The following is a 26,103-nucleotide window of genomic DNA, read 5'->3' as shown; positions in this document are numbered from 1 at the left end:
GTCGGCTGCTATTCCGTTACGGAAGTCCAGCCGATGGCTACGTTGGGAGGGAACGTAATATGCCACAAATGAGTGCCATCACCATCCGTGGAAGCGGGAAAAGGAAACGGCTCAGACACTGGGCTGCCATCGTGGCGCTGGGGATGGGCCTAACGATTTTGCCTGGCTGTGCCGCCTCAGACAGTGTCCCAACCCTGACCTGGTACATCAATCCTGACGATGGAGGCCAAGCCGATTTGGCTCAGGTCTGCACCACGGCAGCAAAGGGCGCCTACCGGATCGAAACTTCTCTCCTGCCCAAGGATGCGGCCGCACAACGTGAGCAGTTGGCCCGTCGGCTTGCTGCCGGCGATTCTTCGCTGGACATCATGAGCATCGATCCACCCTTCATTCCCGAACTTGCCGAGCCTGGCTTTCTAGCTCCGGTTCCCGCCGACGTGGCAGAGCGGACCAGTAAGAACATTCTGGACGGTGCCCTGGCAGGGGCAACCTGGAAAGACCAGCTGGTGACGGTTCCCTTTTGGGCTAACACTCAAATCCTCTGGTACCGGAAATCCGTAGCCAAAGCCGCTGGCTTGGATATGACAAAACCGGTGACGTGGGACCAACTGATGGACGCCACCCAGAAGCAAGGCAAATACCTCGGCGTCCAAGGTGCCCAAGCCGAGTCCATGACCGTATGGATCAACGCCCTCATTGAGTCCGCCGGCGGGCATATCCTGCTTAACCCGGGAGCCCGGGCTGATGACATCAAGCTCGGCCTGACCACTCCAGAAGGCGAGAAGGCTGCGGCAATTATTGGCAATATCGGCAAGAAGAATCTTGGCGGACCGGGACTGCCCACCTCAACGGAAAATGACTCCATGATTCTTTTCCAAGGGGACAAGGGTTCCTTCATGGTCAATTATCCATTTGTCTGGCCGGCAACGAATGCGGCTGTGAAAGCAGGAAGTGTTGACCAGGATGTCCTCGATGACATTGGCTGGACGCTTTACCCCCGCGTTGATACGGAAACCGATACTGCCCCTCCTCTGGGCGGGATCAATTTGGGAGTGGGCTCCAAGAGTCAGCACAAGGATCTGGCTTACAAGGCCATCGAGTGCATCACCTCTCCGGAAAACCAGGCCACTTACTTTGTGACCAACGGCAATCCGCCGTCAAACTCCACGGCCTATGACGATCCGCGGGTGGAGAAGCAATTCCCCATGGCAGCGACGATCCGAGAATCACTCAAGCTCGCAGCGCCCCGGCCACAGACGCCGTTCTACAACGAAATCTCCACGGGATTGCAGCAGCGTTGGACTCCACCGTCAGCGGTTGATCCTGCAACAACTCCACAGAATTCCCAAGAATTCATCCTTGCTGTACTTAGGGGGGACAGGCTGCTGTGAGCACCTCAATCAAAGCGTCCAAGGGCACACCAGCAACTCGATCCCAGCGCCGCCGCCCACATCTGAGCGACCGCGCCAAGTCTGAGCGCAGACTGGGCTGGTATCTGGCCGGGCCTGCCTTTATTGTGATGCTGGCCGTAACCCTGTATCCGATCCTGCAAGCCTTTTGGGACTCGCTGTTTTCCCTACGGCTGACGGCCCCTGATGACAAGGCGTTCATTTGGTTCGCCAACTACGTTACCGTTCTCTCCGATCCTGTCTGGTGGCGGGACCTGGGCGTTACGGTGATCATCACCATTGTCACTGTCGTGATTGAGCTGATTCTGGGCTTTGCACTGGCTCTTGTGATGGATAAGGCCATCAAATCCCTGCGGGGTCTGTTGCGTACAGCTATTTTGGTTCCCTACGGAATCATTACAGTGGTGTCCGCCTACGCCTGGTTCTATGCCTTCGACATCAACTCCGGCTACGTCAACCATTGGTTCAGCTGGATACCCGGAATTAACCCAGATCTGAACTGGTTCGCCGAATTCTGGCCTTCGCTCTTTGTCATCATGGCATCGGAGATCTGGAAAACCACTCCCTTCATTTCTCTGCTGCTGCTGGCTGGCTTGGCGCAGGTGCCCGGCGAACTCACCGAGGCAGCTCAGGTGGATGGCGCTACGTGGTGGGAACGCTTTCGGAAGGTCATTGTGCCCAACATGAAGGCGGCCATTATGGTTGCCGTCCTGTTCCGCACCCTGGACGCCTTCAGAATCTTTGACAATGTCTTCATTATGACCAACGGGGCCCACGGCACCGAGGTGCTGTCACTGCTGGCTTACAGGACGTCCATTTCGCGGCTGGAAATTGGGCTCGGGTCAGCTATTTCAGTGCTCTTGTTTGTGTGCGTGTTGATCATTTGTTTTGTTGCCATCAAACTTTTCAAGGTGGATCTCGCCGGAACGCAGGGAGGCAAGTCATGACCAGCGGAAAGCAAAAGATCATTTGGTCGGGGATCGCAGTATTGGTGCTGATTTACGCACTTTTTCCCGTGGCATCCATTCTTTCGACATCTTTCAAGGCACCCAGCGACCTCACCTCAGGAAAATTCCTGCCCAGCTCCGGCGCTAGCACGTTGGAGAACTACCAGCAGATATTGGTCGGAGACGCCCAGGGACTGTTCCTGTCGGCATTACGCAACTCCATCGGGATCGCACTGATCGCCACCGTGATCGCCGTGGTGCTAGCCACCTTGTGCGCCTACGCCATTGCCAGGCTAGATTTTCCTGGCAAGAAAATTGTGCTGACAACAGCTCTGGCTGTCTCGATCTTCCCTGTCATCTCGATCGTCACGCCGCTGTTCAACCTGTGGCGCAACATTGGCCTCTATGACACGTGGCTCGGATTGATCATTCCGTATCTGTCACTGACGCTGCCAATCTCCATTTGGACGCTGGCAGCATTTTTCCGCCAGATTCCGTGGGAACTTGAACAGGCGGCTCAAGTTGATGGGGCCACTACGTGGCAGGCCTTCCGCAAGGCGATCGTTCCTCTGGCTGCACCCGGGGTCTTCACCACGGCGATCATTGCGTTCTTCATCGCCTGGAATGACTTTGTGTACGGCATTTCTCTCACATCCACTGAAAGCGCACGAACGGTGCCGGCGGCTCTGGCTTTCTTCACAGGCGCATCCCAGTTTGAAGCGCCAACGGGCGCCATCTCGGCTGCGGCCATCATCGTGACGATTCCCGTGGTCCTGTTGGTCTTGCTGTTCCAACGCCAAATTGTCTCGGGCTTGACCCAGGGCGCCGTCAAGGGCTGAAACCTTTACTCACAGAATAGGATCGCGAGCATGGCTGCTATCACCCTCAAGAACATCGTCAAGAAGTACGGGGACGGCTTTCCGGCAGTTAATGATGTCAGCATTGACATCGCAGATGGTGAATTCGTCATCTTGGTAGGCCCCTCGGGTTGCGGTAAATCCACCATCTTGCGCATGATCGTGGGCTTGGAAGACATTACCTCCGGGGAATTGATGATCGGCGGGCAACGTGCCAATGACAAGGCTCCCCGAGATCGAAATCTTGCCATGGTCTTTCAGAACTATGCGTTGTACCCACACCTCACGGTGTTTGAGAATATTGCTTTCCCTTTGCGCTTAGCTAAGGGCAAACACCAGGAAGAGGATGTCCAGCGGCTGGTCACAGAAGCCGCGGCCATGCTGGAACTCACAGACCATCTCCAACGTAAACCGGCCAACTTATCCGGTGGGCAGCGCCAGCGGGTGGCCATGGGCCGGGCCATCGTTCGTCAGGCGGATGCGTTTCTCTTTGATGAGCCGCTATCAAACCTGGACGCAAAATTGCGCGGTCAGATGCGTTCGGAAATTTCTCAGATGCAGCGCCGGCTAGCCACTACATCTGTCTACGTCACGCACGACCAAACCGAGGCGATGACGCTAGGTGACAGAGTCGCCGTGCTCAAGAAGGGTGAATTGCAGCAGATCGCTTCACCACGTGAGCTCTACGAGCAGCCGGTGAACTTGTTCGTGGCAGGATTCATTGGATCACCCTCGATGAACTTCCTGCCGGCCAGCCTCGAGGGGAACATCTTGAGCACAGCCATCGGAGACATTGAAATCTCCCCAGAGAAAGCAGACAAGGCCAGAGACCGTCCGGTGATACTGGTGGGGGTGCGTCCCGAGTTCTTTGAGGACGCTTCTTTGGTAGAGGAGCACAAGCTTCATCACGGTTCCACCTTCACCGCTGAACTGACTCACACTGAGTGGTTGGGCAATGAACAGTACGGCTACATCAATTTCGATCCGGCCCCGGAAGTCCGCGAAATGCTCAACAGCCTGGCACGGGATATGGACGCCGATGAGCTGCGACCGCAAGTTGTGGTGACATTGGATGCCGCCAGCAAGATCCGCGGTGGACGTCCGGCCGAGCTCTGGCTGGACACACGCCGCTTGCATCTCTTTGATCCAAAGACTGGGGAAAATCTGACCCTGGATGCAGAGGAGGGTGCCCGCTTGACGGCAGAAGCCAATGCCGAGCGGGCTGAGGAAATTGAGTCTGCTCGACAAGTCGCAGCAGGCTGAAATATTCGGGACTCAGCGATACTTGCGCACTTCGCGACTAACCCCGGCACGGCGTTAATGCCGTGCCGGGTTTGGTCGTGGTTCCCGGAGGCGCTACTTCTTCTCGTCGATCTTAACGGTCCAGGAATCAAGGTTGGCGGCCTTGACGTCTAGGAAGTAGTTCCCGGCTTTCTTGTGGATGGCCGCGGTGTTGCTCTCCGGCTTGGCTGCCATCGACGAAACGTGGGACCAACCAGCATTGGGCAACGCTGTTACTGGCACACTGGCGCATCAAACTCTTTCCTCTCGACTGAAACTAATGCGTCGGGAGGAAAGGCCGCACCACCTCAACTGCAGGTGGCGCTGAAACTCACCTCGTTGCAGAAGTTTGAAAGGGTGCGGTTCCCGGTAGCCAGGCTGCGGTCATTGCTGTCATGAACCATAGTGAGTTGTGGTTCATTAGTTACGTCCAGTTAGGCTGTTTTACGGCCTCTCATCGACAAACAGACATCACAGGAGCAGCATTGTGAAGAGAACTTTTGCGGCGGTAGCGATTGCCGGATTGCTTGGACTGACTGGATGCGCCTCGAGCCCCACAGCGATGGAAACCTCATCAGCTCCAAAGACAGCCACTCCTACAGCTTCGGCGGAATCGCCGGTGGACTCTGCCGCAGCCACTGGGGCAAAGACAGTCAAGGACGCCTGCGAGACGTTTAACTCCCTCTACGCCGAGTTCGCGGCCGTTTCCGTCGACAACGAAAACGGCTACGAAGACATCTACATGAAGGCGCAAGACGCCCAAGGCACAGTCTCAGGGAATCTCGTCGGGCTCTTCGCCTCTTTGAGCATCATCGCACTTGACCGCGCATCAGCCGCATCAGACGGAGGTCAGATAGAACAGGCATCAAAGGACGCCGTTCGCGATGCTGTCTTCGCTAACGCCAGCGCTTGCACGGCCGAAGGCGTCACTCTTCAGCTTTAAGGGGACTCAAGATCCCGCCGTCGCGCAATCCAAGGATGCAGGAAAGCCGCACCATCTTTGTTTTTACAGTGACAATCTGGACGATGACTTCGCGCGGATCGTGGAGCGTGGTGCTGAAGCGGTAGTGGAACCTCGGATGGCAGCATCCGGTGCCGGATGCCAGGCCGTTGTGCGCGACCCGGACGGCGTCTCGATTGAGTTGCTCCAACGGGACCTTCCGCTCCGTAAGGGCACGGTGCCCCACCCGCACATACAAGCCATAGATCACTTTTCACTTCAAGCGTCAGATCACGATCGTACGTTTGAGTTCTACACCCGCAATCTGGGGATGAACGTTGCAAAACAAACCCCCATCCCCACCCTGCACGGCGGGGCACGATTGCACCACATCGCCTTTGCCGTTGACGAGGCAACTCTTGCCAACTTGGTCTCCATCGGAGCCACCACCGACGGTTCGGCAAAACCCGCAGCAGGCGGGGTCGGCAGCATCGGCTCTGTGACGGATCCGGATGGAACCGTCATAGAGTTCGTCGACAGGCCCCGGAGCCTCGCGGGGTCAATCAACGGACTGTAGACAACGAGTCTTGGAGCTCACCTCGTCTTGCTTGAGTCGATGCTGGGGCAACTTCCCACCCACGCAGACTCAGGGTGAGGCCAGATAAGAAAGCCGGGCCCGCGCTGGAAGGCGCGGGCCCGGCGTCGTGCTTGAAAAAGCGGGATCAGCCCACCGGGTACATCTGGATAACAGAGGGGCGGGGTGCACGCACGTCTCCGCGCTTCGGGGTGGCACCCTCGGCAACGTAGTCGGGGAAGTAGGAGGTGTGCGCCCCGTACGTCCCGTCCTCGCCCGGGTGCTGCACGGACACGTAAACCATGGACTCGTCGTCGTGAACGATGGGCCCACAGGTCTCGGCATCGCGCGGCATGGAAGCGAACTGCTGCACATTGCCGCGGTTGCGCCCTTCCAAGCCCACCTTGAACAGGCCATCGTTGTAGCCAATGACCGACGGCGCGCCATCCGTTGAGATCCACAGGTTGCCCTGGGTATCAAACGCCAGGTTGTCCGGGCAGGAAATGGGGCTGACCTTGTCTGTGGGGAAGCCGCTGAAGTACGTTGTCGAGTTCTGAGCGGGGTCACCACAGAGCATCAGCAGGTTCCAGTTGAACGTGGTGGCGGTGGAGTCATTGCGGCGCTCGGTGATCTCCACAATGTGACCGTCACGGTTCTTGGTGCGCGGGTTTGCCTCGTCAGCAACCGCATTTGCGCCCACGCCACGGTTGGTGTTGTTGGTGCAGGCCACATAGACCTTGCCCGTCTTCAAGTTCGGCTCCACGTCTTCGCAACGGTCCATCTTGGTGGCTCCAGCCTTGTCCGCGGCGAGGCGGGTGTAGACCAGAACTTCCTGAACGCTCATGCCGGCGATGGCACTCTTGCCGTTGACAACCAAGGGCAGCCACTTGCCGGAGCCATCAAAGGCGCCATCCGCGGGAACCGAGCCGGAACCGTCAATCTCCACGGCAGAATCGCCGGTGAACTGAGCAGCGTAGAGATCGCCCTCGCTCAACAAAGTCATGTTGTGAGCCTTGTTGTTCTTCTTGTACTTGTTCTTGGAGACGAACTTGTACAGGTAATCAAAGCGCTCGTCATCGCCGGAGTAAGCCACCACCTTGCCGTTGTCAGCGATGATGACGTTGGCGCCTTCATGCTTGAAGCGGCCCATGCTGGTGTGCTTTTTCGGAACGGAGTTCGGGTTTTCCGGATCGATCTCCACGATGTAGCCAAAGCGGTTTGGCTCGTTGCGGTACGCCTCGCCGCGGGCATCGAAACGGGGGTCCTCGTTCTCCCAGCCCATCCCGGTGACGTTGTTACCCAGACCGTATCGGCGGTCCTCAACACTGGTTCCTTCGGTGCGGAAGAAGCCGTTAAAGTTCTCCTCACCGGAGAGGATGGTGCCCCAGGGAGTAGTTCCACCGGCACAGTTACCCAAGGTGCCAAGGACAAAACGGCCTTCCGGATCCGCTGCAGTCTTCACGAAGTCAGTGCCAGCTACCGGACCCGTCAGCTCAAACTTGGTGTCCAGGGTGATGCGGCGGTTCAGCTTGCCACCGCGGATGTACTCCCACGGCTGGCCCTTCTTATCGCGCTCCAACTCAACCACGCTCATACCCACGGCGTTGCGGAAGATGTTTCGGCGCTGCGCCTTTTCGGCCTCATTAGCCGGAGCAGCGGGGAACATGATCTGCGCGTTCACGTACTCGTGGTTGCAGACCAGTAGACCCCGCTTGCCGTTGGGCTGGCGCAGGATCTCCAGGTAATCGTTGTTGTAACCGAACTGGCCAGCCTGCGCTTCTGCACTCTGGTTAGCAAAGTCAAAGTCCGGTGCTTCGTTGAAGATCGGATCGCCCCAGCGGATGATGGGCTGCCAGCCGTAACCGGCGGGAACGTTGAAGGCGTCAACCTCGGCGTCGACCGGCTTGATGGGCGTGAACGCGAGCTTGCCCTTCTGGCCGTTGCCGTTTCCGTTTCCGTTGTTGCCATTGCCGTTGCCGTTGCCGTGAGCCATCACAGCGGTGCTGAGCACGCCGGCCAAGCCGATTCCCATAGCCGAACGGCGGGAGAACTCCGTCGAGACAATATCGCGGAAGTAGTTGTTGGAGGACGTGTTGCACACGGCCTTGGAACAAGCGTTGTCACACTTGAGCTGGCAGGTGACGGCACTGCGCTTGCCGCGGGTGTGGCCGAGCATTGGCAAAAGCTTCTTCAAATCGTTCATGGCGAACCTTCCAGACGTGGATGCATTGCAGTCACTGTGGCAGGTCAGAACGACACGTTGGCGGGAATCTGTTGAACGGCAGGTTAATAAGGTGCAAACCATGAGTCCCAAGTCGACCGGATGCGCGGAACCAGCGCAGCGATGCCTGAAATCTTCTTCACGGCAGTTCGGGACGCTGTAAAGCCGGCACCACTTCGGGTATTTCCGCCGTTCCGTCGCCGGGCAGTCGCTGCTTCCTTACCTTATGCGCCACACTCGGACTGAGTTTGGCGCTGCTGCACGCGCAGCGCCAAACCACCCCCAACTTCCAAACGTTATGCGCCACACTCGAGCTGGGTTTGGCGCTGCCACTCTCGCAGCGCCAAACCGCTGTTCAGTCCGGCGCATAAACTACGGCGGTCAGTTGCCGCACGCCAGATCCTGGCTGTCAGCTCTTGGCGGCCAGCTCCTGACGCTCAGCTCTCCTTACCAAGGTAGGCGAATGCTGCAACAACGTGAGTCTGCGTGGCCACGCTAAGTGTGGGGTCAATCGCGGGTGCGAAGAACGGTGAGTGGTTCGCCGGGATGTCCTGGGCCACGGTACCCTTTTCCACCGCTGCACGGTACACATCAGGCGGTACCGATCCCACAGTCCAATATGTGTAGGGAACGCCGAATGCGTCAGGCAGCCTGCTGAAGTCTTCCGACGCCGTCGCCGGTGCAGTCTGGTAGACCATCCCGGGCTCAAAGTGCTCGGTGAAGGCCGCTGTGACGCGCGCGTTCGTCTCGGCATCATTTGTGGTCAGCGGGTACTGGTCGTAGTACTCAAATTCCGGTTCCTTGGGCGAACCGGCGGCCGCGCATTCGCCGCGCACGATCCGCTCAATCGAGGCAATGACGCGGCCACGTAGCGCTACATCATAGCTGCGGATGTTCAGCAGGAGCACGGCGCGGTCGGCGATGATGTTGGACTTGGTCCCGGCGTTCGATGCTCCCACCGTGACCACGGCAAACTGCCCGGGCATGGTCTCCCGCGAGACGATGGTTTGCAGCTTCATCACAATGGAAGCGGCCAGCACCACAGGATCCACGGAATTGTGCGGCATGGACCCGTGAGCGCCGCGCCCGTGGACGGTGATCTTAAGCGAATCCCCGGCGGAGAGGATGGGGCCGGCCGTGGTGCCAATGGTTCCAGCTTCGGTGGCCATCACATGTTGGGAAAGGGCGACGTCGGGCCGGGGCACCTTGGTGACCAATCCGTCGTCGACCATGGCGCGGGCACCGGCGGCGGTCTCCTCGGCTGGCTGGAACAGGGCAATGTAGGTCCCTGACCAAGAGTCGCGCCCGTCCGCGAGCAGCTTCGCCGCGCCGAGAAGCGCGGTGACGTGCACATCGTGGCCGCAGGCGTGCATGACGCCCACTGTTGAACCGTCGGTGTCCGCGACGGTGGCCGTGGAGGCATAGTCCAGACCGGTGGCCTCGGTAACGGGCAGGGCATCAATGTCGGCCCTGGCCAGCACGCACGCCCCGGGCCCATTTTCCAAAACCCCAACAACGCCGGTGCCTCCGATCCGCTGAACCGCAAAACCGAAGCCCGTGAGCTTTTCCTCGATGGATTGCGCCGTTGCGAACTCCTGGGAGCTCAGTTCAGGGTGCTGATGCAGCTGCTTGTAAAACTCACGCTGCCATTCGAGCTCTTGATCCAAAGTTGCGAGAACGGCCTTGACCTCTGACATGTATCTACCTCACTGTTCGGCGGCGAGTCCTGCAACACTTCAACGGCAGAACGGGTCCGCGATTGCCACGTTATTCCTTGCAAGGGGCAGTGTCCAGAAGACGGGCCGCAAGATCGCCGGGGAAGTCAGTCTGGTGCCCCAAGTTGCGGATTAGCTTCCAAACTTGCCATTTGCACCGCGGCAATGGTGGGCTGAGGCTATGAAAAGGCTATTGGGGATTCTTGCTCTGATACTTCTAGCTCTGTTGGGCGTGGCTCCGGCGGCCCTGGCACAGACCCCCACAGACATCGTTATAGAGGACACCGCGGGGGTGCTGTACCAGCCGCAATTGCTGCCAGCGCTCGAGAAGATCAACTTCCGCTCCCCCACCACAGTGGCCATTTACACCCGCAACGGTGAAGCGAGTGACAACTTCAATGAAGAAGTATTGCGCTATGCCCGGGCCAGCCATCCTGAATGGATCAGCGCCGACGGGCAAAAGTGGGCCGATGGGCTGTTCATCTTTGCCTTCGACCCGCAGGGGCGCCACGTAGGCACATACATGGGTGAGGACCGCAAGGTGTCTTCCGCAAAGCGAGAGGCCATCCAGGAATCTGTGAAGGACTTGTTCCGCGATGCACAGTGGACCGATGGCACCATCACCGGCGTCAAGAAGGCCGCCAAGCTCATCAACCAGCCCTGGTACCAATCAGCCGCGTTCATCATCACCACCAGCGTCGTGGGCGGCATTGCCCTGTTGGGCTTCGGCGTCCGGGCTGCCGTCCGCAGCAAAAATCGCACCAAGGCGGCCGAGCACCTCCAACGCGGCGACGCCGGATTTTCCAGTGTGAGCCTCGCTCTGGACACCACGGAACTGAATGCCAAGACCATCCCGGATTCCTCCAGCTACGGTGCCTTAGTGCTGGAAAAGTACCGCGATTTCAGCAGCCGTTACAACGAGGCCAGCGTGCTCAATCAACAGGTTCATTCCTTCACCAAGAAGGAATTGTCCCAGAGCGCTAATGTGAAGATCGTGGGCAAGTACGCGGATCTGGCCGAGGACTTGGACAGCTTGGACGATGTCATTGGTGACACGAACACGCTCCTGAACCGCTTTTCTGGGTGGGAGGGCGCTTGGGATCGGCAGTCGCAGCCGCTGCTTGAGGACCTCAACCAGTTGCCAACATTAGTCACCCAAAGCGAGGCCAAAGGATTGCCCACCACCCTTGCGCTGGATTCCCTCCACGCGCAAAAGAAGTCCGAGCTGGATCAGCTGGGGGCCTCTTTTCAAGAAGGTCAGCTCACACCTGAAGAGGCCCTCGACCGTCTGCGGGAGCTGCGCAAAGAATTGACGGCCGCGCTGCAAAAACACTCGGATGCCATGATTGAAAAGTATGCCAAGACCAAATCCGAGAAGTCTCAGATGCGTCGGGCCATGGACACGAGCCGCAAGAGCGCCTACCGCAGCAGCTCGCCCACCATCCTCGGATCGGTTTACGGCTGGAGCGCCTTCTACTCGGTGCCGTCCTTCACCACAGGCTATTCCAGCGCCCGTGACGAGGTGAAAGCTTCCCGCAGCGACTCGGGTTCCTCCAGTTCGGGCTACGGCTCCAGCGGTGGCAGCTTCTCCGGCTCCGGAAGCTCTTCCAGCTTCTAATCAGCTGCCTCTCAGCTAAGTCTCTTAAGTTCGACGCCGGATCCCGCCCAGAGCACCTACCTCACCCTGGGTGCGCCCTGGGTGCGCCTTGGGTGAGGTCGACACGGCAGGAGCGTTGCTCAAAATTTCCCGGATCTGAGCGAGCGTTGGCCGAAAAATCGCCATATCCGGGTTTCCGAGCCAGCGTCAGGCGGGGAGTGCCTCGGGGTTGACTGGGTGCGGCGGGAGTTGGCCCTTTGCCATGGCGATCGCATTGGCCGCTGCCAACACGGCCATTTTGGACCGAACAGGGCCCGTTGCGCTGCCAACATGAGGCAGCAGGACCGTATTGGGGAGCTCGGCCAGGCCAGGCGCCAGTGCCGGTTCGTTCTCAAAAACATCCAGGCCAGCGCCGGCAATGATGCCCTCGCGCAGCGCCGTGACTAGTGCAGCCTCATCCACCACGGGGCCGCGGGCCGTGTTGATCAGGATCGCGCCCGGCTTCATGGCAGCCAAGACGGAGGCGTCCACAAGGTGCCGGGTATCCTCGGTCAGCGGGACGTGGAGGGAGAGGAAATCGGCCTGAGCCACCACGTCCTGCCATGGCAGTTGACGGACCTTTCCGGCGAATTCCCCCAGCTCTTCATCGGAAACCATTCGCTCGGCCGGCGGGCGGGGCGAGAACACCACGTCCATGCCAAAGCCCAGCGCTCGGCGTGCCGTAGCCCGGGCGATGCGCCCAAATCCAGCCAGGCCCAGCACCTGCCCCGCCACGTCACTGCCGATCATCAGCTGGGGTTTCCACCCTTCGAATCCGCCGGAGCGGACCAGTGCATCAGCTTCCACTACTCGGCGGGCCGTCCCCAGCAGGAGCAGCAGGGCAATGTCGGCAGTGGCGTCAGTGAGGACGCCGGGGGTGTTGCTCACCAGAATGCCTTTGGCGGTGGCGACTGCGACGTCAATGTTGTTGAAGCCCACGGCATAGTTGGAGATTCCCCGTAACTTGGCGGTGGCCAGCAGTTCCCCATCGACAGTGTCAGCCAGCTGGGACAGCAACACGTCATAGTCGCCGCTGGCACACAAAGCACGCAGTTCGGCCGGGTTTGGGGCTGTCGGCAATACGGTGACCTCACCGGCGTCGCGCATCATCTGAAGTCCCGAATCCGGGATGGAATCAGTGACTAAAAATCGGAAGGTCATTGCTGCTTACTCCTTGAGGTCATCTGTAGGTAGTGAGGGAGCGCTGCTCAAAACATCACCATATGTGAGGAAGCGTTGGGTAAACCGGCCCGATACGTGATGGAGCGTTGCTTGGGAAAGCTTAGGCAACCGGGGTCTTGGCGCTCTCCACTGGTTCCGGCGCCGAATCTTCAATGTACCGCTTGGCATTGATCATGACGGCACCTGTCATCATGACCACGAGGCAAACGCCAAGCATGGCGAAGGAGGCGGTCCATGAGCCGGTGGCGTCGTGGATGGTGCCAAAGAACAGCGGTGCAATGCCAGCGCCCGCGTAGCCAAGGCCCTGGCTGAAACCGGACAACACCGAGGAGCCGTGCGTGGTCCGCGAGCGCAAGTTCACCATGAGCAGGGCTGTGGCGAAGGTGCCCTGGCCCAACCCGGAGAACGTCACCCACAGCCATGTCCCGTCCAACGGGGAGAGGTACAGGCCAAGATGTCCCGTGGCCCAGCACAGCGCGAACAGGCTGATGGCCACGATCGGGTTCTTCATGCGCGGCACCCAAAGCGGCACCAGCAAGCTCACGGGCAGACCAAGGATGGCGAAGTAGGCCAGCGCTGTGCCTGCCGTGGCGGCGTCCAGCCCCTGACCGGAGAGATACGGGGGCAACCACGTGAAGTACACATAGGTCTGGGCGGAGTTGCCGGCCAGGAAGATGGCCAGCCCCCAAGCCACCGGCGAGCGCCATGGCCGCAGCCGAGGTGCGTGTCCGGTGCCTGACCCCGCCGGGGTGAGGTGGGCAGCCGGCCCGGAGGCGCCGTCGTGAGTTACCGCGCGTTCCTTCCTGTCCCGGATAAATTGGATGATCCATGGCAGCAGCACCACCAGGCTCACCGAGGCCCACATGCCAATGGACACGCGCCAATTGCTCAGACCCGCCACCGGCACAGCCAGCTGCGGACTGATGGCCGTGCCCACGGACAAGAGCGTCACATAACCGGCAGTCACCACGCCCACGCGGTCCGGGAAATATTTCTTCACCAGCGGTGGCAGCACCACATTGCCAATGCCGTAGCCGGCCATGACCACGGCCGTGAAGCCCAGGAAAGGCCAGACCTGATCTGTTGCGGCACGTGCCAGCTGCCCCAGCACTGCCAGTACGACGGCGGCCACCAGCGCCTTCTCGAGCCCGAACCGGCGGATCAGGATCGGTGTCAGCAAGCCGAAGATGGCGAACATCAGCGGTGGCATCATGGCCAGCAAACCCGTGGATGCGGCGTCGAAACCGAGTTCTCCCTTGAGCTCGCCCAACAGTGGGGGCACCACGGAAACGGCAGTACGCAGGCTCAATGCCATGACCATGATGCCCAAAAGTGCGCCGATGCGGCCGGTCCAGGGTCGTTTTACAAGAAAATTGGTCACCGCTCAACAGTAGCCAATGACTGCCAGCTCCCATGACGGGCCTCCTTTTGGGGACTAGCCCAGGCCTGACGTTCCAGTCGGCCCAAACTGCTCAGTCAACCCAGACGGCTCAGCTCCACAGTCCTCCTGCGGCGGCACCCCTGCGGCTGCATGCCCCACAGAAGTGCACCCCGCGGAAGTGAGCCGTCATTTTCTGCAAGATCATGCCGAAAAACGACGCCGCAGGCTTAGGATGGAGCCACAGGACACTCAGCTGCCTGTGAAAACTTAGTACCAGTTGCGAGGAAAGGGGCGGCGCAGTATGGATGTTGCCGAATTGGGCGCGGCCCTCCGGGCGAGGCGCCGATCGCTAAACCTGACCCAAAGTGAAACCGCCGATCTCGCCGACATCTCCACCCGCGTGCTCAGTGATCTGGAGAATGGACGTGAAACCGTCCGCCTGGACATCCTCACAGCCGTCACGGCAGCCCTGGGCATGAGCCTGACGCTGGCGGTCACCCGGTGAAGAACCTCGAATACGCCAAGGCCGTCACCCGAGCCGTTGTGTATAAGCGAGGTGTTGCAGCGGCGACGCTGTCCCGGCAGGCCGGCCTGGGTGTTGTCTTCGCCTACCTGCCGGAGTACCTGAAAGCTGGCGGGCCCAGCATCGCCTCCACCCTGCCCGCGCTAGACGTCCCCGTGACGCTGAGCCATGGCAGCGTGCCGGCCTTCTTCGCTGGGCTACTGCCGGAGGGCGAGCGGCTGGCCAAGCTGCGGTGGGCCGTCAAAACCACCATGGATGATGAATTCTCCCTGCTCGTGGCCGCCGGTGAGAACCCTCTTGGCGATGTCCAGATTGTTGCCGCCGGGCAGAATCCCGAGACGATCCCATCCCTGTTGACTGTCACCAAAACCATGGATAACATCAACTTTGCCGATTTTGCTGCCGTCCCTGGCCCCGTTGACCTCTCGGTGCTGCCCGGATTGCAGGACAAGGTCACGGCCTCTTACCGCCACGACAAAGACCCCACCCGCGCCTACATCCTCAAGTTCAACGACGGCAGCCACCAGCATCAGGTCGAGACCGAACACCTCCTCCTCACCAAGGCACGGGGGCTGTCCATCCCCGTGGCTGATGCCCGCTTGGTGCACGACGGCGTTGGCCAGGCCGCGCTGCTCGTCTCCCGTTTTGACCGGTCCCCCAGCGGACCACTGGCGGTGGAGGACTGCGCGCAGCTGCTGGGCCTGGGGCCCAGCCGCAAATACTCGGTACCAAGCGAGGCCGTGGCCTCAGCCGCCATCAGCATGTGTTCTTCCAAGGCTTTGGCTGCACGAAACATCTTCCTGCAGTTCCTTTTTGCGTGGCTTACAGGCAATGGAAACCTGCACGCCAAGAATATTTCAGTGGTCCAGCAAAGCACTGGTGAATGGTTGGTGGCCCCGGCCTACGATTTGCAATGCACGCTGGCCAGTGAGATTGAACAGGGCTTCGCGGCAGGCGTCCCCGGCGGCATCCTCACCGAGCTCACCGACGGCGACCCCTCCCGCGACCCCGGCATGGCCCTCCCGGTGGGCGGCAGCGCAGGCAGCCGCACGGGGCTGAATCGCAATGACTGGCTGCGTTTTGGCCGGTCCCTGCAGATCCCTGAACGGCTGGTGGCCAAGTGCATTGACAAGGCACTCTCGGCTTCCCTGCTTTCCACAGCGGACCTGCCATTCGAGCGGCACGTCAGTGCCGCCGTCGTGCGTGTTCTGAGCATTCGGCGCGAGGCGATCCAGCGCTAGCGCGCCCAGGCGTACCGCGGCGAAATACTTTTACTGACAAAATGACGCTAAACTGTCAGTATGCCCAGAATAGCCGCCTCCACTAACGCGGCGCAGCGAGAGCAGACGCAGCGCAAGATCCTCAACGCCTTTGGCGAACTTCTGTTCACCCATGGCCTACCTGGCCTGACCATGACAGATGTTGCCAGAACCGCCGGCGTAGGACGCACCGCCGTTTACAACTATTTTGCCGATCTGGAACAGCTCCTGGTGGCGTACGCGCTGGATGAAACCGGCCGCTTTGTGGTTGAGCTACGGACCAGCCTCGAGGGCTTGGACAATCCCGTGGACCGCCTGGCACTGTACGTCCGGGCGCAGATGGAAGACCTCACGCGGCGTCACCTCCCACCGGGTCCGGCCATGCGTTCGGTACTCTCGAGCGAATCGTTCGCCAAGCTGGGAGTCCATGTGGGTGAACTGAACACCTTGCTGACGGACATCCTGCGCGACGGCATCGAGCGGCATTACCTACCCGTGGCAGATGTTGACGGGCTGGTGCTGCTGATCCACGGTTCGCTGACCACCAGCGCTTCCCGGCGCAATGTGGAAACCCCCGATGAGGACCACATTGCCGGGGCCGTCAGGTTTATTCAGGCCGGCGTTGGCGCCAGCTTTGACGCCGAAGGGCGCCCCCTCACACTGAGCTAAGACTTGGCGAAAGGTTGGGGCTCGCGCAACCTTTGGGCTTGCGCTGGTTCAAGGCTTGCCGGATGGAACTGCCGGGGCGCCTGTTGCTCCTGCACTCGGGGCAACACTAGGCGGCGGATTCAGCCGCGGGCAGGACAACACGCCAGCCTTCTGATCTACCTGCTTAGCAGCCACTAGGTCACCGAACTGTCCTGTCAACACCACATCCACCGTGGCGTCTTTGCGATCATCCTCGAGGTATTCGCTATTGGGGAAGTTGCGCTGCAAGTTGAATGCGCCCGCGTGGCCGCCGGGGCCGGAGATGATGACGGACGGTGCCACCGGGTCAATGACCTCATTGTCGATCTTCTTGACCTGGTAGCCGCGCTTTTTCAGCTCGGCAGCCACTTTTCCAGCGGCACCCTCGACGCTGCTGCCATTGTAAACATTGACCACGACAGTCTTGTTGGCTGGGTACTTCAACATTTCAGCGGGGCAGGACAGGGGTGTTGGGCTGGGCTTTCCGGCACCTAATTTCAGCTCCAGCTCGCCCCTCTGGACCATGCCGACTAAGACCACCCCTGCCACGACGAGTGCCAACAGCAGCACCAGCACCACTGCGTGTGTGATGCGCCGGTTCACGGTGCTTGGCAATAGTTCAGGGGTCTCTGGTTCCGGGAATGCCTCCGCCAAGCCACGGCTGTCCACGATATGGTGGCCCCGCCAGGTGGTGCCATCCTTGGCCTTCTTACGCTGCCTGCGCAGCTCGTAGGCTTCATCCTTGGCCTGACGGCGCTCTTCACGCTCGGCACGGCGACGCTGGCGGGTGGTGAGCAGAACATCATCGTCTGCTGCCTCGTCCACCGGAGCATCACCGTCAGCCGCCTCATCTTCTGCAGCATCCTCTAACGCGGGTTGCGTCGACGACGGGCGCGGCGGCGCAACGCCATGCGGCGGCTGGCTGGGCATGCCCGGCACCTGGGCTGGCGTCTCCGGCGTCGTGCTTCCTACGGGAGAACTTCCCGGAGCAGCAAAAGGTGGTGTTGCATCGGGATCATCTGCGGGATTACCCAAGGGCGGACCCGCAGGCGTCCTAGTCATCTATCACCAAGACTCGGGCGTGCAAGATAGTGCGCTGATGCAACGCTGTGCGCACGGCGCGGTGCAGGCCGTCCTCGAGGTAGAGCTCGCCCCGCCACTGGACCACATGGGGGAACAAATCGCCAAAGAAGGTGGAATCCTCAGCCAGCAGCGCCTCCAAGTCCAATTTCGCCTTGGTGGTGACCAGTTCAGCCAGGCGGACCTGGCGCGGCGCTACGGACGCCCAGTCCTTGGGCGTGATGTAGCCATGGTCCGGGTAAGGGCGATTGTCGCCAACAGCTTTGAAGATCACTTCCCCAGACTAGGGACAAGTGGGTGTGAAAGGAACTGTGCCACCCCCAGCGGCCCGGCGTGTTGCGAAATGGTTACCTAAAGTGGGTCATCTTTGGCCCTTACTGAGAACATGGGGACATGACAATCGCGCATCCTCCCCTTGCCCTGCTCCTCGATGTTGACGGCCCGCTGGCCAGCCCCGTCACCCGCCGGGTCTCCCCCGGCATCATCAGCAACTTGATCGAATTGGTGCGTCTGGGTATCCCCGTGGTTTTCAATACCGGCCGATCCGACGCCTTCATTGCCGAGCAGCTGATGGTCCCCATGCTCCAGGCCGGCCTGCCCGAGGGCTCCATTGTCCACGCCATCTGCGAGAAGGGTGCCGTCTGGTTCAGCTTCACACCTGAGGGCCCAGGCACCGTCCACGTCGACAAGTCGTTGGCCATGCCCGCCGGTTTTGGCGAGGACATCCGCAATCTTGTGGCCGATTCCTACGCCGAGCACATGTTCTTTGACGAGACCAAGCGCGCCATGGTCTCCGTGGAACAGCACATTGAGGTGGAGAGCAGTGTCTACCTGGGCGAGCAGGAAAAGTTCGACGCCGATGCGTTGACTTTGCTGGCCATCCACGACTTAGGTGCCGTGCGCCTTGAGCACCGGGCCCCCGGGTCAGCGGGCCGCATCGACTACCGGGTTGACCCCTCCATCATTTCCACCGACATTGAATCGGTGCGCTTGGGCAAGGATTTGGGCGCCAGCCGGGCCGTGGAGCTGCTGGCCGCCCAGGGAATTGTTCCGGAGGCCTGGCGCACCGTGGGCGATTCCCGCACCGACTACGCCATGGCTGACTGGCTCTTCCACCAGGGCCACGCCGTGAAGCACATCGATGTCCGCCCGGCCGAAGGCGTCCCGGAAAAGCCCTACCCGGTGAAGACCGCCGCGGATCTGGAACTGGGCGACGATGTTGTCAATGACTTCGCTGGCGCAGCATTCCTGCAGTTCTGGCTGGACGGTTTGGCCAAGTAGCTCCCAGCCGGGAGCCAGCCTGTGGCTCCCGGCGGCCAGCCATCCTTAGACGAGGGCAGCTTCTACGGCCGCTACCAGCTCGGCTGAGTCAGGCGTAACAGCAGATTCAAAGCGGGCCTGCACGGCGCCGTCGTGCGTGATGAGGAACTTCTCAAAGTTCCACTTGATGGGCTCGGCGCCGTCACCGGTGAGCAGGGCGTAGATGGGGTTGGCGTCGGGTCCATTGACCTCGGTCTTCACGGCAAGGGGGAACGTCACGCCGAAGTTCTTGCGGCAGAACTCAACGATTTCTTCTTCAGTGCCGGGCTCCTGGCCGCCAAACTGGTTACAGGGAACGCCAACAACACTCAGACCCTGGTCGCGGTATTTGGCGTGCAGGGCTTCGAGGGCGTCGTACTGCTTCGTGAAGCCGCATTTGGAGGCCACATTAACGAGCAGAACAGCTTTGGGAGCCAGCTCGGGCAGCGTTGCAGCAGTACCGTCGCTGAGGGTGAGGGGGATGATGTTTAAGGTTTGCGTAGTCACAGGGTGAGTCTAGCGCCGGGCGGGGCGCTGCAGCGATCACTGGGAAACAAGTCGACTTCTGCTCGACTTGTGCTCGCGGGCTCTTGGATTCGGGGGTAGAAGTTACCATTCGCGGCCGGTACGGACACGCTCCTCGTGCCCGGGGGTAGTTATTACCTTTCGCGCACGGCCAGCCAGGCGCGAAAGGTAATAACTACCCCCGGACCTCGGGTGAGCCCCGCAAACCGGCCCGCGAACCCCCGAAAGTGGAAGAAGCCACTGACATGCCCGGGCTGTACACACATTTTGGCCGCTAACCCCGACTTGTGGTCGACGGCTGGTCGCCACGGCGCCCTAGTGATTAACGAGAAAAGACCCGGAATCTTGTGCGATTCCGGGTCTTTCTTGGCGGAGGATGGGGGATTTGAACCCCCGAGGGCGTTAACCCAACACGCGTTCCAGGCGTGCGCCATAGGCCGCTAGGCGAATCCTCCAGCTTGCCGTGCGAAACACGGCAGGTTCAAGAGTACCTGACAAAGTACCGAAGTCACGAATCGTGGTTTCCCCCGACTCCCGACAGAGTGACTCAGGAAGGCTTTTGGGCAGAAAATAGGGGCAGCGTGGCCCCGTTCAAGCCCCACTACCCCTATGTCTCATGCGGTTCATTCCGGAAGGCAGTCCTCGCATAAAGGTGAGGCGCACAAGGCGCCAGCGCCACAATCAGGCATTCCTGCCACGCTGCGGCACCCTGCCAACTTTACAACATTTGTCATACGAGGTGACGTTCCTCACCTCAGGTGCGTGTCGCGGTGATCTGCCGGGAAATTAACCCCACATCGGGGCCACATCGGAGCCCGATCCTTCTCCGCAGGGTCCATCACATGGTGGCGCGCATGGCCATGACCGCTGTGACAAAGCCGCACACAGCAAAAACCACCGCCAGAATAATCAAGAGCGATTGCTGACCGGCGTGCCGATGCGTCCGTTGAGATGAGTGAGAGGAGAGGACTTCACTGCGCATGAGCACCAAAAGTCCTGTTCCAATGGCCAGCACCCAGAAAACCCATTCGAATAGTCCGTAGCTAAACATGACTACCTCTTCCTTGGCGGCCCGGGCAACGCAGGGCGAAATCATTGCGGGACCTGCATAAAAATGGCCTTGCGCCCTGTATGTGGCGAACGTACCACCGTCGGTCGAAAATTGATATGCCCACCATGAGAACCGCCGGATTCGCACGCACCGCCCCTGTCAGGTAAGCTGTTTGACGGCCCCTCATGTGGCGTCACCCTGTGAACTCCCCCAGGACCGGAAGGTAGCAAGGGTAAGCGGGCTCTGGCGGGTGCATGGGGGGTCTTTATTTATCCCCAGATGCCCCCAATATGCGCGCATCGTGCGGCAATTTGTCAGGCGGATTAGATAGGGTTTCATTTGTGAGTGCACCAACAGCCCTGTATCGCCGGTACCGTCCCGATTCCTTCGCCACTGTCATTGGCCAAGAACATGTCACCGCCCCGCTGATGACTGCCCTGGACAAGAACCGCGTCAACCACGCCTATCTCTTCTCCGGCCCCCGCGGCTGCGGAAAAACCACCTCGGCTCGCATCCTTGCCCGGTGCCTGAACTGCGCCAAGGGCCCCACTTCTCATCCGTGCGGGGAGTGTGACAGCTGTGTTGAACTGGCCCGCGGCGGCGCCGGCTCCCTGGATGTCATTGAAATTGACGCCGCCAGCCACGGTGGTGTTGACGATGCCCGCGATCTCCGTGAACGCGCCACTTTTGCTCCCATTCGTGACCGCTACAAGATCTTCATCATTGACGAGGCCCACATGGTCACCTCGGCAGGCTTTAACGCGCTGCTGAAGATTGTTGAAGAGCCTCCGGAACACATCAAGTTCATCTTTGCCACCACTGAACCCGACAAGGTCATTGGCACCATCCGCTCCCGTACGCACCATTACCCCTTCCGGCTGGTGCCCCCGGAGCCGCTCATGGCCTATTTGGCACAATTGTGCGAGCAGGAAAACGTTGCCGTTGCTCCCGGCGTTCTGTCCCTTGTAGTACGTGCCGGTGGCGGTTCCGTGCGCGATTCCCTCTCGGTCCTTGACCAGTTGATGGCCGGCGCCGCTGCGACAGGCCTGGATTACGATCTAGCCGTGGATCTGCTGGGCTACACCCACTCCTCCCTCTTGGACGACATCGTTGAGGCGCTGGCTGCCAGTGACTCCGCCACGGTTTTCAAGTCCGTGGACCGGGTCATTCAGACAGGACATGATCCCCGCCGCTTCGTCGAGGATCTGCTGGAGCGCTTCCGCGACCTCATCATCGTTCAGGCCATGCCGGAAAGTGCCCACGCAATCCTGCGCGGCACCCCGGATGAACTCATTGCCCGCATGCAGACTCAGGCAGCCCAGCTCGGTGCCGCCGAGCTCTCCCGTGCAGCGGACATCACCAACGCAGCCTTCAACGAGATGACAGGCGCAACCTCTCCGCGCCTGCACCTTGAACTGCTGGGGGCCCGCCTCCTGCTGCCGGGGGCTGACGCCTCCAGCCGCGGCATGGCCACCAGGCTCGACCAACTTGAACGCCGCATCAACTACGCCGGCACCCCGCTGGCCGCCCCCTCGGCTGAGGCCCCCGCCGCGGTTCCCGCCCAGGGAATGCCTTCCCAGAATTTCCCCGCCCCAAGTGCTGCGCCGGACTCGTACGATTCCGCTCCTGTCACCTCCGGCAGTGCTGGTTCCGGCGGCGGTGCTAGTGGCGGATTGGCCGCTGTCAGGGCTCAGCTGGCCCGCGCTAAGGAAGCCGCCGGCGCCGAAGTCGCGGCCCGCCAAACCCACGATGCCAGCCCCGCAACGGCACAGGTAGCTCCGGCGGCACAGCCGTCAGCCTCTTCGTCGACGCCTCAGTCAGCTCAAGCGGTTCAGCCAGTTCAATCCGCTCCGGCAGCTCCGCACGTTGAGACTACCCAGCAGGGCCAACCAGTTCAGCCAGTTCAGTTTGCTGACACAGCTCAGCCTGCCGACACAGCTTCGCCGCAACAGGTGCCTCGCCCTGCCCGCACCTGGGACGATCTGCCCACGCCTACTGGTGATGCTGCTTTTGTTGCCCACCAGCACGAAGCCCCGGCCGCTACAACCACTACAAACACGGCCCCTGCTCAGGCTCAACCGCAGGCTCAGCCAGACCAGCCAGCACCAACACAGCCCACACCGCCTGACGCTGCCGTAAACTCCGGCGGCGCTCCCGCTGCGGGTACGTCTGCGGGCACCTCAGCCGGTGGCACCTCCGGCATTGAAGTCATCCGTCGAGCGTGGCCGGAAATCATCGGTGCACTGCGCAATATCCGCATGGCCTCGTGGGTTATTGTCAACCAAAACGTGGTGCCGCAAACATTTGACGGACAAGAACTGCGCGTCGGACTTCCCTCCACCGGCCTCATTGCAGCCTTCAGTAATGGCGGGCACCTGGCGAACCTCCAGCAGGCCATCAACCAGGTTCTGGGCCTTAACGTCCAGATCCTCCCCGTCGACGGCGAAGCCCCGAAGGCGAGCTCTGAACCAAACCCAAAAGTTCAAACCGGTAACCCTTCACCACAGGGTGGAGGGCCTGGCAACAATGCCACCCCGAGGGCAGAAAGTGTCACCAGCCAAGGCCAGATGACTGCCCCCGCGCAGGCTGCCCCGGCTCCCGTTTCTGCTCAGCCACAGGCACAGGTTCAGACACAGAGGCCGGCGTCCTCCCCAGCATCAGCCCCGATTCAAGCATCCGTTCAGCCAGCAGCTCCGGCCGCGGTTCAAGCATCGGCGCCCTCATCAGCCCCGGTTCAAGCATCGGGCCAAGCGGCAGCGCCCGTTCAGGCACAGAATTGGCAGCAGGGCGCCCCCTCACAGGGGCAGCCTGCCGCCGCCGTTTTGCACGATTCTTGGGGACTGCCCGTGGAGCCGGTTTCAGCGCCCGCACCAGAGGCGCCGTCACCCGGCCCTGCAACGCAACAGCAGGCTGCGCCCTCCTCCGCTGCTGTTCCCTCCTCCGAATCAGCGGCGACCACAGCACCCACAGCCGCTGTACCCTCCCCTGCAGTCACGTCCGCTATGGAGTCAGCTCCCTGGGATGGTCCACTGGAACCCAGCGATCCTTGGGATGAACCCCACGCCGAGTTCGTTCCTCCGGCGGATCCCTACGATTCAGGCTCGGCGTACCCGCCGCAAGACTCGTACCTTCCCAGCGACGCTACCCCGGCCACTAGCCCGGCTTCCGCCCCGGCCCCGGCGTACACACCGCCCAAGATTTCACCCATTGCGGCGTGGACCACGGGCTGGGACACACCTGCGGTTCAGGAGCCCGTAGCCGCACCGGCCTTGCCCGAGACACCGCGCCGCAGTGAACTGCTCGCCCAACAGGTGGCGCAACAGTCCACCCAACAAGCTCCCGCAGACTCCGCTCAGGACTGGGGAGTTTCGCTGGGCCAGGCCCGTCGATCCGATGTGGCCGATCCCGGTTGGGGTGACGTGTCTGCCGCACCCGATTGGGCTCAGCCGGGTACGGCAGATTCGGGAACTGCAGGACCCATCGACTCAGAATCCAGCCCAGCTGGTTCTGGCACAGCTCATTCCACAGCCCCGCTATCCCCTGCTCCCACGGCAGAACCGGCCGCACCTGCGGCAAGCCCCGAGCCGACACCGGCACCGGTCAGCACCGTCGCACAAGCGCCACGTCCCCCCAGCCAGGGCGAACCCTCGGTGACGGCTCCAGCTCAGGAGGATCCGGCGTCGAACGGGCCAGAGGCCGGGGAGAAGCTGAGCATGTATCAGCGCCTGGCCAACAGTCCAGCGGCTCAGGCAGCGCGCGTCCAGACACCGGCCGCCGCGGCCAACACTCCGTACGTGGAAGACGTCCCCAGCCCGGACGATGTCACCATCGAAGAATCCGGCGTGGTGGGACAAGCCGCCGTCGAGCGTATTCTTGGCGGAGTACTCATCGAGGAACGCCCGCTCAATAATTCACATTGAGCTAGCCCCACCACCATTTTGAAATAACCAGCAATAGACAAGAGGCAGTGTGTACGAGGGAGCAGTTCAGGAGCTCATTGACGAGTTGGGGCGCCTGCCAGGGATCGGCCCGAAATCGGCTCAGCGGCTCGCCTTCCACATCCTTGAAGCCGATAAGGATGACATGGTGCGTCTGGTGAGCGCAATCACCACTGTCAAGGAACGCGTCAAGTTTTGCACGGTCTGCTTCAACGTCACGGAGGCGGAACTGTGCAATATCTGCCGCGATGAACGCCGTGACCCCACCATCATTTGCGTGGTGGAAGAGTCCAAAGACGTCCTCGCCGTGGAGCGCACCCGTGCTTTCCGCGGCCGCTATCACGTGCTGGGCGGCTCCATTAATCCGATCGCCGGGATTGGCCCCGATCAGCTGCGCATCCGCGAACTGCTCACACGCCTCAACGATGCTCAGATCCAAGAGATTATCATCGCCACCGACCCCAACCTCGAAGGCGAAGCGACAGCAACATACCTCTCACGCATGCTGAAAACTCTGGGCATTGCCGTGACGCGCCTGGCATCAGGTCTGCCGGTGGGCGGCGATTTGGAATACGCCGACGAGGTCACCCTGGGCCGCGCCTTCGAAGGCCGCCGCAACGCGCTGACGTAGAGCCCTCCGCGAAATCGAGGTGACACTTTATGTTGATGTTGCTGCTCAACATCAACATAAAGTGTCACCTCGATGAGCAGGGGCCGCGTTATTTACGCTCCGCCCGCCGCGATCTGCGCCAATCGCTCCTTGGTGGGCGTCCCTGCCGTGGGCACGTACATGACAAAGTGCAGGTTCGGGACATCGGCGGGCACCAGCCGTTGCTGCTCAAACGTCAGCTCCCCCACGATCGGATGAACAAAAACGCGCCGTCGGGAGGAAAAGTTCAGCACTACGTGCTCAGCCCAGATGCTCGCGAACTCCACGCTGGCGCCTTGAAGTTTCGCAACTAGGGCCGTGTGGGACGCTGATCCCAGCCGGGAGCCGGACTCGGCCCGGAATTCCGCCACAAAGTTCCGTGAGGTGATGTCCCAATCGGGCAACATTTGGCGCAGCACCGGGTCGGTAAAGACAAGCCACAACAGGTTGCGTTCGGCCGGTGACACCTCAGCAATGTGTGAATACAGCGCCTGGTAGGCGCTGTTCCAGCCCGCAATCCCCCAGTCCGGAGACACCGCAAACGCCGGAAAGTCCACGGCATCGAGCAGTGCTTGCAGGTGCGCCGGGACCGATTCAATGGCAACCACACCTGGCGCCGGGACAGCTCCGTGGCCACCCAACGCCAGCACATAGGACTGTTCTGCCGGGCTGAGCCGTAACACCCGACCAATGGATTCCAATACTTGGCGGGAAGCGTTGATGTCCCGACCCTGTTCCAGCCACGTGTACCAGGTGACGCTGACGGCGGCGAAGGCTGCAACCTCTTCACGGCGCAGCCCCATAATCCGGCTGCGGCCAATGGGCGGCAAGCCGTGTTCCGCCCGAAGCAGCCCAGCCCTGCGGTCACGGAGAAACTGGCCCAGCTCACGCCGTCGTTCTTCATTCATTTCACCAAATCTAGCACTGCCACTACTAGTATTAGCGCCGT

At 60.9% G+C, this 26,103-nt stretch carries 22 protein-coding genes, 1 tRNA gene and 1 other RNA gene; 14 read left to right on the top strand and 10 right to left on the bottom strand.

Features of this window, described 5'->3' with window-relative positions; genetic code table 11:
- Positions 1 to 68 precede the first annotated feature (68 nt).
- From CXQ93_RS08340 to CXQ93_RS21350, 6 genes are all read left to right on the top strand, one after another.
- Positions 69 to 1,391: an extracellular solute-binding protein gene (locus tag CXQ93_RS08340; RefSeq protein WP_104110297.1), complete on the top strand. Its 1,323-nt coding sequence runs from the start codon at positions 69 to 71 to the stop codon at positions 1,389 to 1,391.
- On the top strand, positions 1,388 to 2,356 hold the full coding sequence (locus CXQ93_RS08335) for a carbohydrate ABC transporter permease (protein WP_104109984.1): 969 nt from the start codon (positions 1,388 to 1,390) through the stop codon (positions 2,354 to 2,356). Before CXQ93_RS08340 ends, CXQ93_RS08335 begins: the two co-directional genes overlap by 4 nt.
- Positions 2,353 to 3,195 (top strand): carbohydrate ABC transporter permease, encoded by an 843-nt coding sequence (locus tag CXQ93_RS08330; RefSeq protein ID WP_104109983.1) that lies wholly within the window; start codon positions 2,353 to 2,355, stop codon positions 3,193 to 3,195. The genes CXQ93_RS08335 and CXQ93_RS08330 overlap by 4 nt, the downstream gene beginning before the upstream one ends.
- Before the next feature lie 30 nt (positions 3,196 to 3,225).
- Positions 3,226 to 4,476 (top strand): ABC transporter ATP-binding protein, encoded by a 1,251-nt coding sequence (locus CXQ93_RS08325; protein ID WP_104109982.1) that lies wholly within the window; start codon positions 3,226 to 3,228, stop codon positions 4,474 to 4,476.
- A 505-nt stretch (positions 4,477 to 4,981) separates the two neighbouring features.
- Positions 4,982 to 5,437: a hypothetical protein gene (locus CXQ93_RS08320; RefSeq protein WP_104109981.1), complete on the top strand. Its 456-nt coding sequence runs from the start codon at positions 4,982 to 4,984 to the stop codon at positions 5,435 to 5,437.
- Positions 5,379 to 6,011, top strand: coding sequence for a VOC family protein (locus tag CXQ93_RS21350; protein WP_104109980.1), 633 nt, complete (start codon positions 5,379 to 5,381; stop codon positions 6,009 to 6,011). Before CXQ93_RS08320 ends, CXQ93_RS21350 begins: the two co-directional genes overlap by 59 nt.
- A 145-nt stretch (positions 6,012 to 6,156) precedes the next feature.
- On the opposite strand, the gene CXQ93_RS08310 is transcribed toward CXQ93_RS21350, so the two are convergent.
- Both CXQ93_RS08310 and CXQ93_RS08305 read right to left on the bottom strand, forming a co-directional pair.
- Positions 6,157 to 8,211: a PhoX family phosphatase gene (locus tag CXQ93_RS08310; RefSeq protein WP_104109979.1), complete on the bottom strand. Its 2,055-nt coding sequence runs from the start codon at positions 8,209 to 8,211 to the stop codon at positions 6,157 to 6,159.
- Positions 8,212 to 8,666: 455 nt separating this feature from the next.
- Positions 8,667 to 9,926, bottom strand: coding sequence for an amidohydrolase (locus CXQ93_RS08305; protein ID WP_104109978.1), 1,260 nt, complete (start codon positions 9,924 to 9,926; stop codon positions 8,667 to 8,669).
- A 199-nt stretch (positions 9,927 to 10,125) separates the two neighbouring features.
- Here CXQ93_RS08305 and CXQ93_RS08300 point away from each other — a divergent pair, with 199 nt between their 5' ends.
- Positions 10,126 to 11,562: a DUF5129 domain-containing protein gene (locus tag CXQ93_RS08300; RefSeq protein ID WP_104109977.1), complete on the top strand. Its 1,437-nt coding sequence runs from the start codon at positions 10,126 to 10,128 to the stop codon at positions 11,560 to 11,562.
- 186 nt (positions 11,563 to 11,748) lie between these two features.
- Here the strand turns inward: CXQ93_RS08300 and CXQ93_RS08295 are convergent, their stop codons facing one another.
- Both CXQ93_RS08295 and CXQ93_RS08290 read right to left on the bottom strand, forming a co-directional pair.
- Positions 11,749 to 12,741, bottom strand: a complete 993-nt coding sequence (locus tag CXQ93_RS08295) for a D-glycerate dehydrogenase (protein ID WP_104109976.1) — start codon at positions 12,739 to 12,741, stop codon at positions 11,749 to 11,751.
- 121 nt (positions 12,742 to 12,862) lie between these two features.
- Positions 12,863 to 14,143 (bottom strand): CynX/NimT family MFS transporter, encoded by a 1,281-nt coding sequence (locus tag CXQ93_RS08290; protein WP_258068766.1) that lies wholly within the window; start codon positions 14,141 to 14,143, stop codon positions 12,863 to 12,865.
- 301 nt (positions 14,144 to 14,444) lie between these two features.
- Here CXQ93_RS08290 and CXQ93_RS08285 point away from each other — a divergent pair, with 301 nt between their 5' ends.
- From CXQ93_RS08285 to CXQ93_RS08275, 3 genes are read left to right on the top strand one after another with little or no spacing between them, the layout of a single operon-like run.
- Positions 14,445 to 14,648, top strand: a complete 204-nt coding sequence (locus CXQ93_RS08285) for a helix-turn-helix domain-containing protein (protein ID WP_062286420.1) — start codon at positions 14,445 to 14,447, stop codon at positions 14,646 to 14,648.
- A complete protein-coding gene (locus tag CXQ93_RS08280; RefSeq protein ID WP_104109975.1) occupies positions 14,645 to 15,907 on the top strand; it encodes a type II toxin-antitoxin system HipA family toxin in 1,263 nt (420 codons plus the stop codon). Before CXQ93_RS08285 ends, CXQ93_RS08280 begins: the two co-directional genes overlap by 4 nt.
- 60 nt (positions 15,908 to 15,967) lie before the next feature.
- Positions 15,968 to 16,594, top strand: a complete 627-nt coding sequence (locus CXQ93_RS08275; protein ID WP_104109974.1) for a TetR/AcrR family transcriptional regulator — start codon at positions 15,968 to 15,970, stop codon at positions 16,592 to 16,594.
- A 48-nt stretch (positions 16,595 to 16,642) separates the two neighbouring features.
- On the opposite strand, the gene CXQ93_RS08270 is transcribed toward CXQ93_RS08275, so the two are convergent.
- Entirely contained in the window at positions 16,643 to 17,542 is a 900-nt protein-coding gene (locus tag CXQ93_RS08270; protein ID WP_181036094.1) for a LytR C-terminal domain-containing protein, read from the bottom strand.
- Positions 17,543 to 17,666: 124 nt separating this feature from the next.
- Positions 17,667 to 17,966, bottom strand: a complete 300-nt coding sequence (locus CXQ93_RS08265; protein ID WP_104109972.1) for a type II toxin-antitoxin system VapB family antitoxin — start codon at positions 17,964 to 17,966, stop codon at positions 17,667 to 17,669.
- Positions 17,967 to 18,085: 119 nt separating this feature from the next.
- On the opposite strand from CXQ93_RS08265, the gene CXQ93_RS08260 reads away from it, so the two are divergent.
- The gene (locus CXQ93_RS08260; protein WP_104109971.1) at positions 18,086 to 18,973 is read left to right on the top strand and encodes a hypothetical protein; all 888 of its coding nucleotides are present in this window, start codon (positions 18,086 to 18,088) and stop codon (positions 18,971 to 18,973) included.
- Positions 18,974 to 19,018: 45 nt separating this feature from the next.
- On the opposite strand, the gene CXQ93_RS08255 is transcribed toward CXQ93_RS08260, so the two are convergent.
- The 3 genes from CXQ93_RS08255 to CXQ93_RS08245 all read right to left on the bottom strand — a co-directional run bounded on the left by CXQ93_RS08255 (position 19,019) and on the right by CXQ93_RS08245 (position 20,612).
- Positions 19,019 to 19,498, bottom strand: a complete 480-nt coding sequence (locus tag CXQ93_RS08255) for a glutathione peroxidase (protein WP_104109970.1) — start codon at positions 19,496 to 19,498, stop codon at positions 19,019 to 19,021.
- 385 nt (positions 19,499 to 19,883) lie between these two features.
- Positions 19,884 to 19,971 (bottom strand) — tRNA-Ser (locus CXQ93_RS08250).
- A gap of 383 nt (positions 19,972 to 20,354) precedes the next feature.
- Positions 20,355 to 20,612, bottom strand: a complete 258-nt coding sequence (locus CXQ93_RS08245) for a hypothetical protein (RefSeq protein ID WP_146073195.1) — start codon at positions 20,610 to 20,612, stop codon at positions 20,355 to 20,357.
- A gap of 129 nt (positions 20,613 to 20,741) precedes the next feature.
- Here CXQ93_RS08245 and ffs point away from each other — a divergent pair.
- From ffs to recR, 3 genes are all read left to right on the top strand, one after another.
- Positions 20,742 to 20,837: signal recognition particle sRNA small type (gene ffs, locus CXQ93_RS08240), an RNA gene on the top strand.
- 71 nt (positions 20,838 to 20,908) lie between these two features.
- Positions 20,909 to 24,487, top strand: a complete 3,579-nt coding sequence (locus CXQ93_RS08235) for a DNA polymerase III subunit gamma and tau (protein ID WP_258068758.1) — start codon at positions 20,909 to 20,911, stop codon at positions 24,485 to 24,487.
- 49 nt (positions 24,488 to 24,536) lie between these two features.
- On the top strand, positions 24,537 to 25,136 hold the full coding sequence (recR, locus tag CXQ93_RS08230) for a recombination mediator RecR (protein ID WP_104109967.1): 600 nt from the start codon (positions 24,537 to 24,539) through the stop codon (positions 25,134 to 25,136).
- Between the two features lie 92 nt (positions 25,137 to 25,228).
- Here recR and CXQ93_RS08225 read toward each other — a convergent pair whose 3' ends face one another.
- Positions 25,229 to 26,062, bottom strand: coding sequence for a helix-turn-helix transcriptional regulator (locus CXQ93_RS08225; RefSeq protein WP_104109966.1), 834 nt, complete (start codon positions 26,060 to 26,062; stop codon positions 25,229 to 25,231).
- Positions 26,063 to 26,103 lie beyond the last annotated feature (41 nt).

Source organism: Arthrobacter sp. N199823, from assembly GCF_002929705.1.
GTDB lineage: Bacteria > Actinomycetota > Actinomycetes > Actinomycetales > Micrococcaceae > Specibacter.
Note: the sequence above shows the minus strand (reverse complement) of the source record. Positions and strands in the feature narration are given on the sequence as shown.

Excerpts from the sequence above, each read along its gene's own strand:
- CXQ93_RS08295 (WP_104109976.1), bottom strand. The coding sequence starts at position 12,741 with ATGACCTTCCGATTTTTAGTCACTGATTCCATCCCGGATTCGGGACTT.
- CXQ93_RS08285 (WP_062286420.1), top strand. The coding sequence starts at position 14,445 with ATGGATGTTGCCGAATTGGGCGCGGCCCTCCGGGCGAGGCGCCGATCG.
- CXQ93_RS21350 (WP_104109980.1), top strand. The coding sequence starts at position 5,379 with ATGCTGTCTTCGCTAACGCCAGCGCTTGCACGGCCGAAGGCGTCACTC.
- CXQ93_RS08325 (WP_104109982.1), top strand. The coding sequence starts at position 3,226 with ATGGCTGCTATCACCCTCAAGAACATCGTCAAGAAGTACGGGGACGGC.
- CXQ93_RS08305 (WP_104109978.1), bottom strand. The coding sequence starts at position 9,926 with ATGTCAGAGGTCAAGGCCGTTCTCGCAACTTTGGATCAAGAGCTCGAA.
- CXQ93_RS08270 (WP_181036094.1), bottom strand. The coding sequence starts at position 17,542 with ATGCCCAGCCAGCCGCCGCATGGCGTTGCGCCGCCGCGCCCGTCGTCG.
- CXQ93_RS08340 (WP_104110297.1), top strand. The coding sequence starts at position 69 with ATGAGTGCCATCACCATCCGTGGAAGCGGGAAAAGGAAACGGCTCAGA.
- CXQ93_RS08245 (WP_146073195.1), bottom strand. The coding sequence starts at position 20,612 with ATGATTTCGCCCTGCGTTGCCCGGGCCGCCAAGGAAGAGGTAGTCATG.
- CXQ93_RS08225 (WP_104109966.1), bottom strand. The coding sequence starts at position 26,062 with ATGAATGAAGAACGACGGCGTGAGCTGGGCCAGTTTCTCCGTGACCGC.
- CXQ93_RS08310 (WP_104109979.1), bottom strand. The coding sequence starts at position 8,211 with ATGAACGATTTGAAGAAGCTTTTGCCAATGCTCGGCCACACCCGCGGC.
- CXQ93_RS08260 (WP_104109971.1), top strand. The coding sequence starts at position 18,086 with ATGACAATCGCGCATCCTCCCCTTGCCCTGCTCCTCGATGTTGACGGC.
- CXQ93_RS08300 (WP_104109977.1), top strand. The coding sequence starts at position 10,126 with ATGAAAAGGCTATTGGGGATTCTTGCTCTGATACTTCTAGCTCTGTTG.
- CXQ93_RS08275 (WP_104109974.1), top strand. The coding sequence starts at position 15,968 with ATGCCCAGAATAGCCGCCTCCACTAACGCGGCGCAGCGAGAGCAGACG.
- CXQ93_RS08330 (WP_104109983.1), top strand. The coding sequence starts at position 2,353 with ATGACCAGCGGAAAGCAAAAGATCATTTGGTCGGGGATCGCAGTATTG.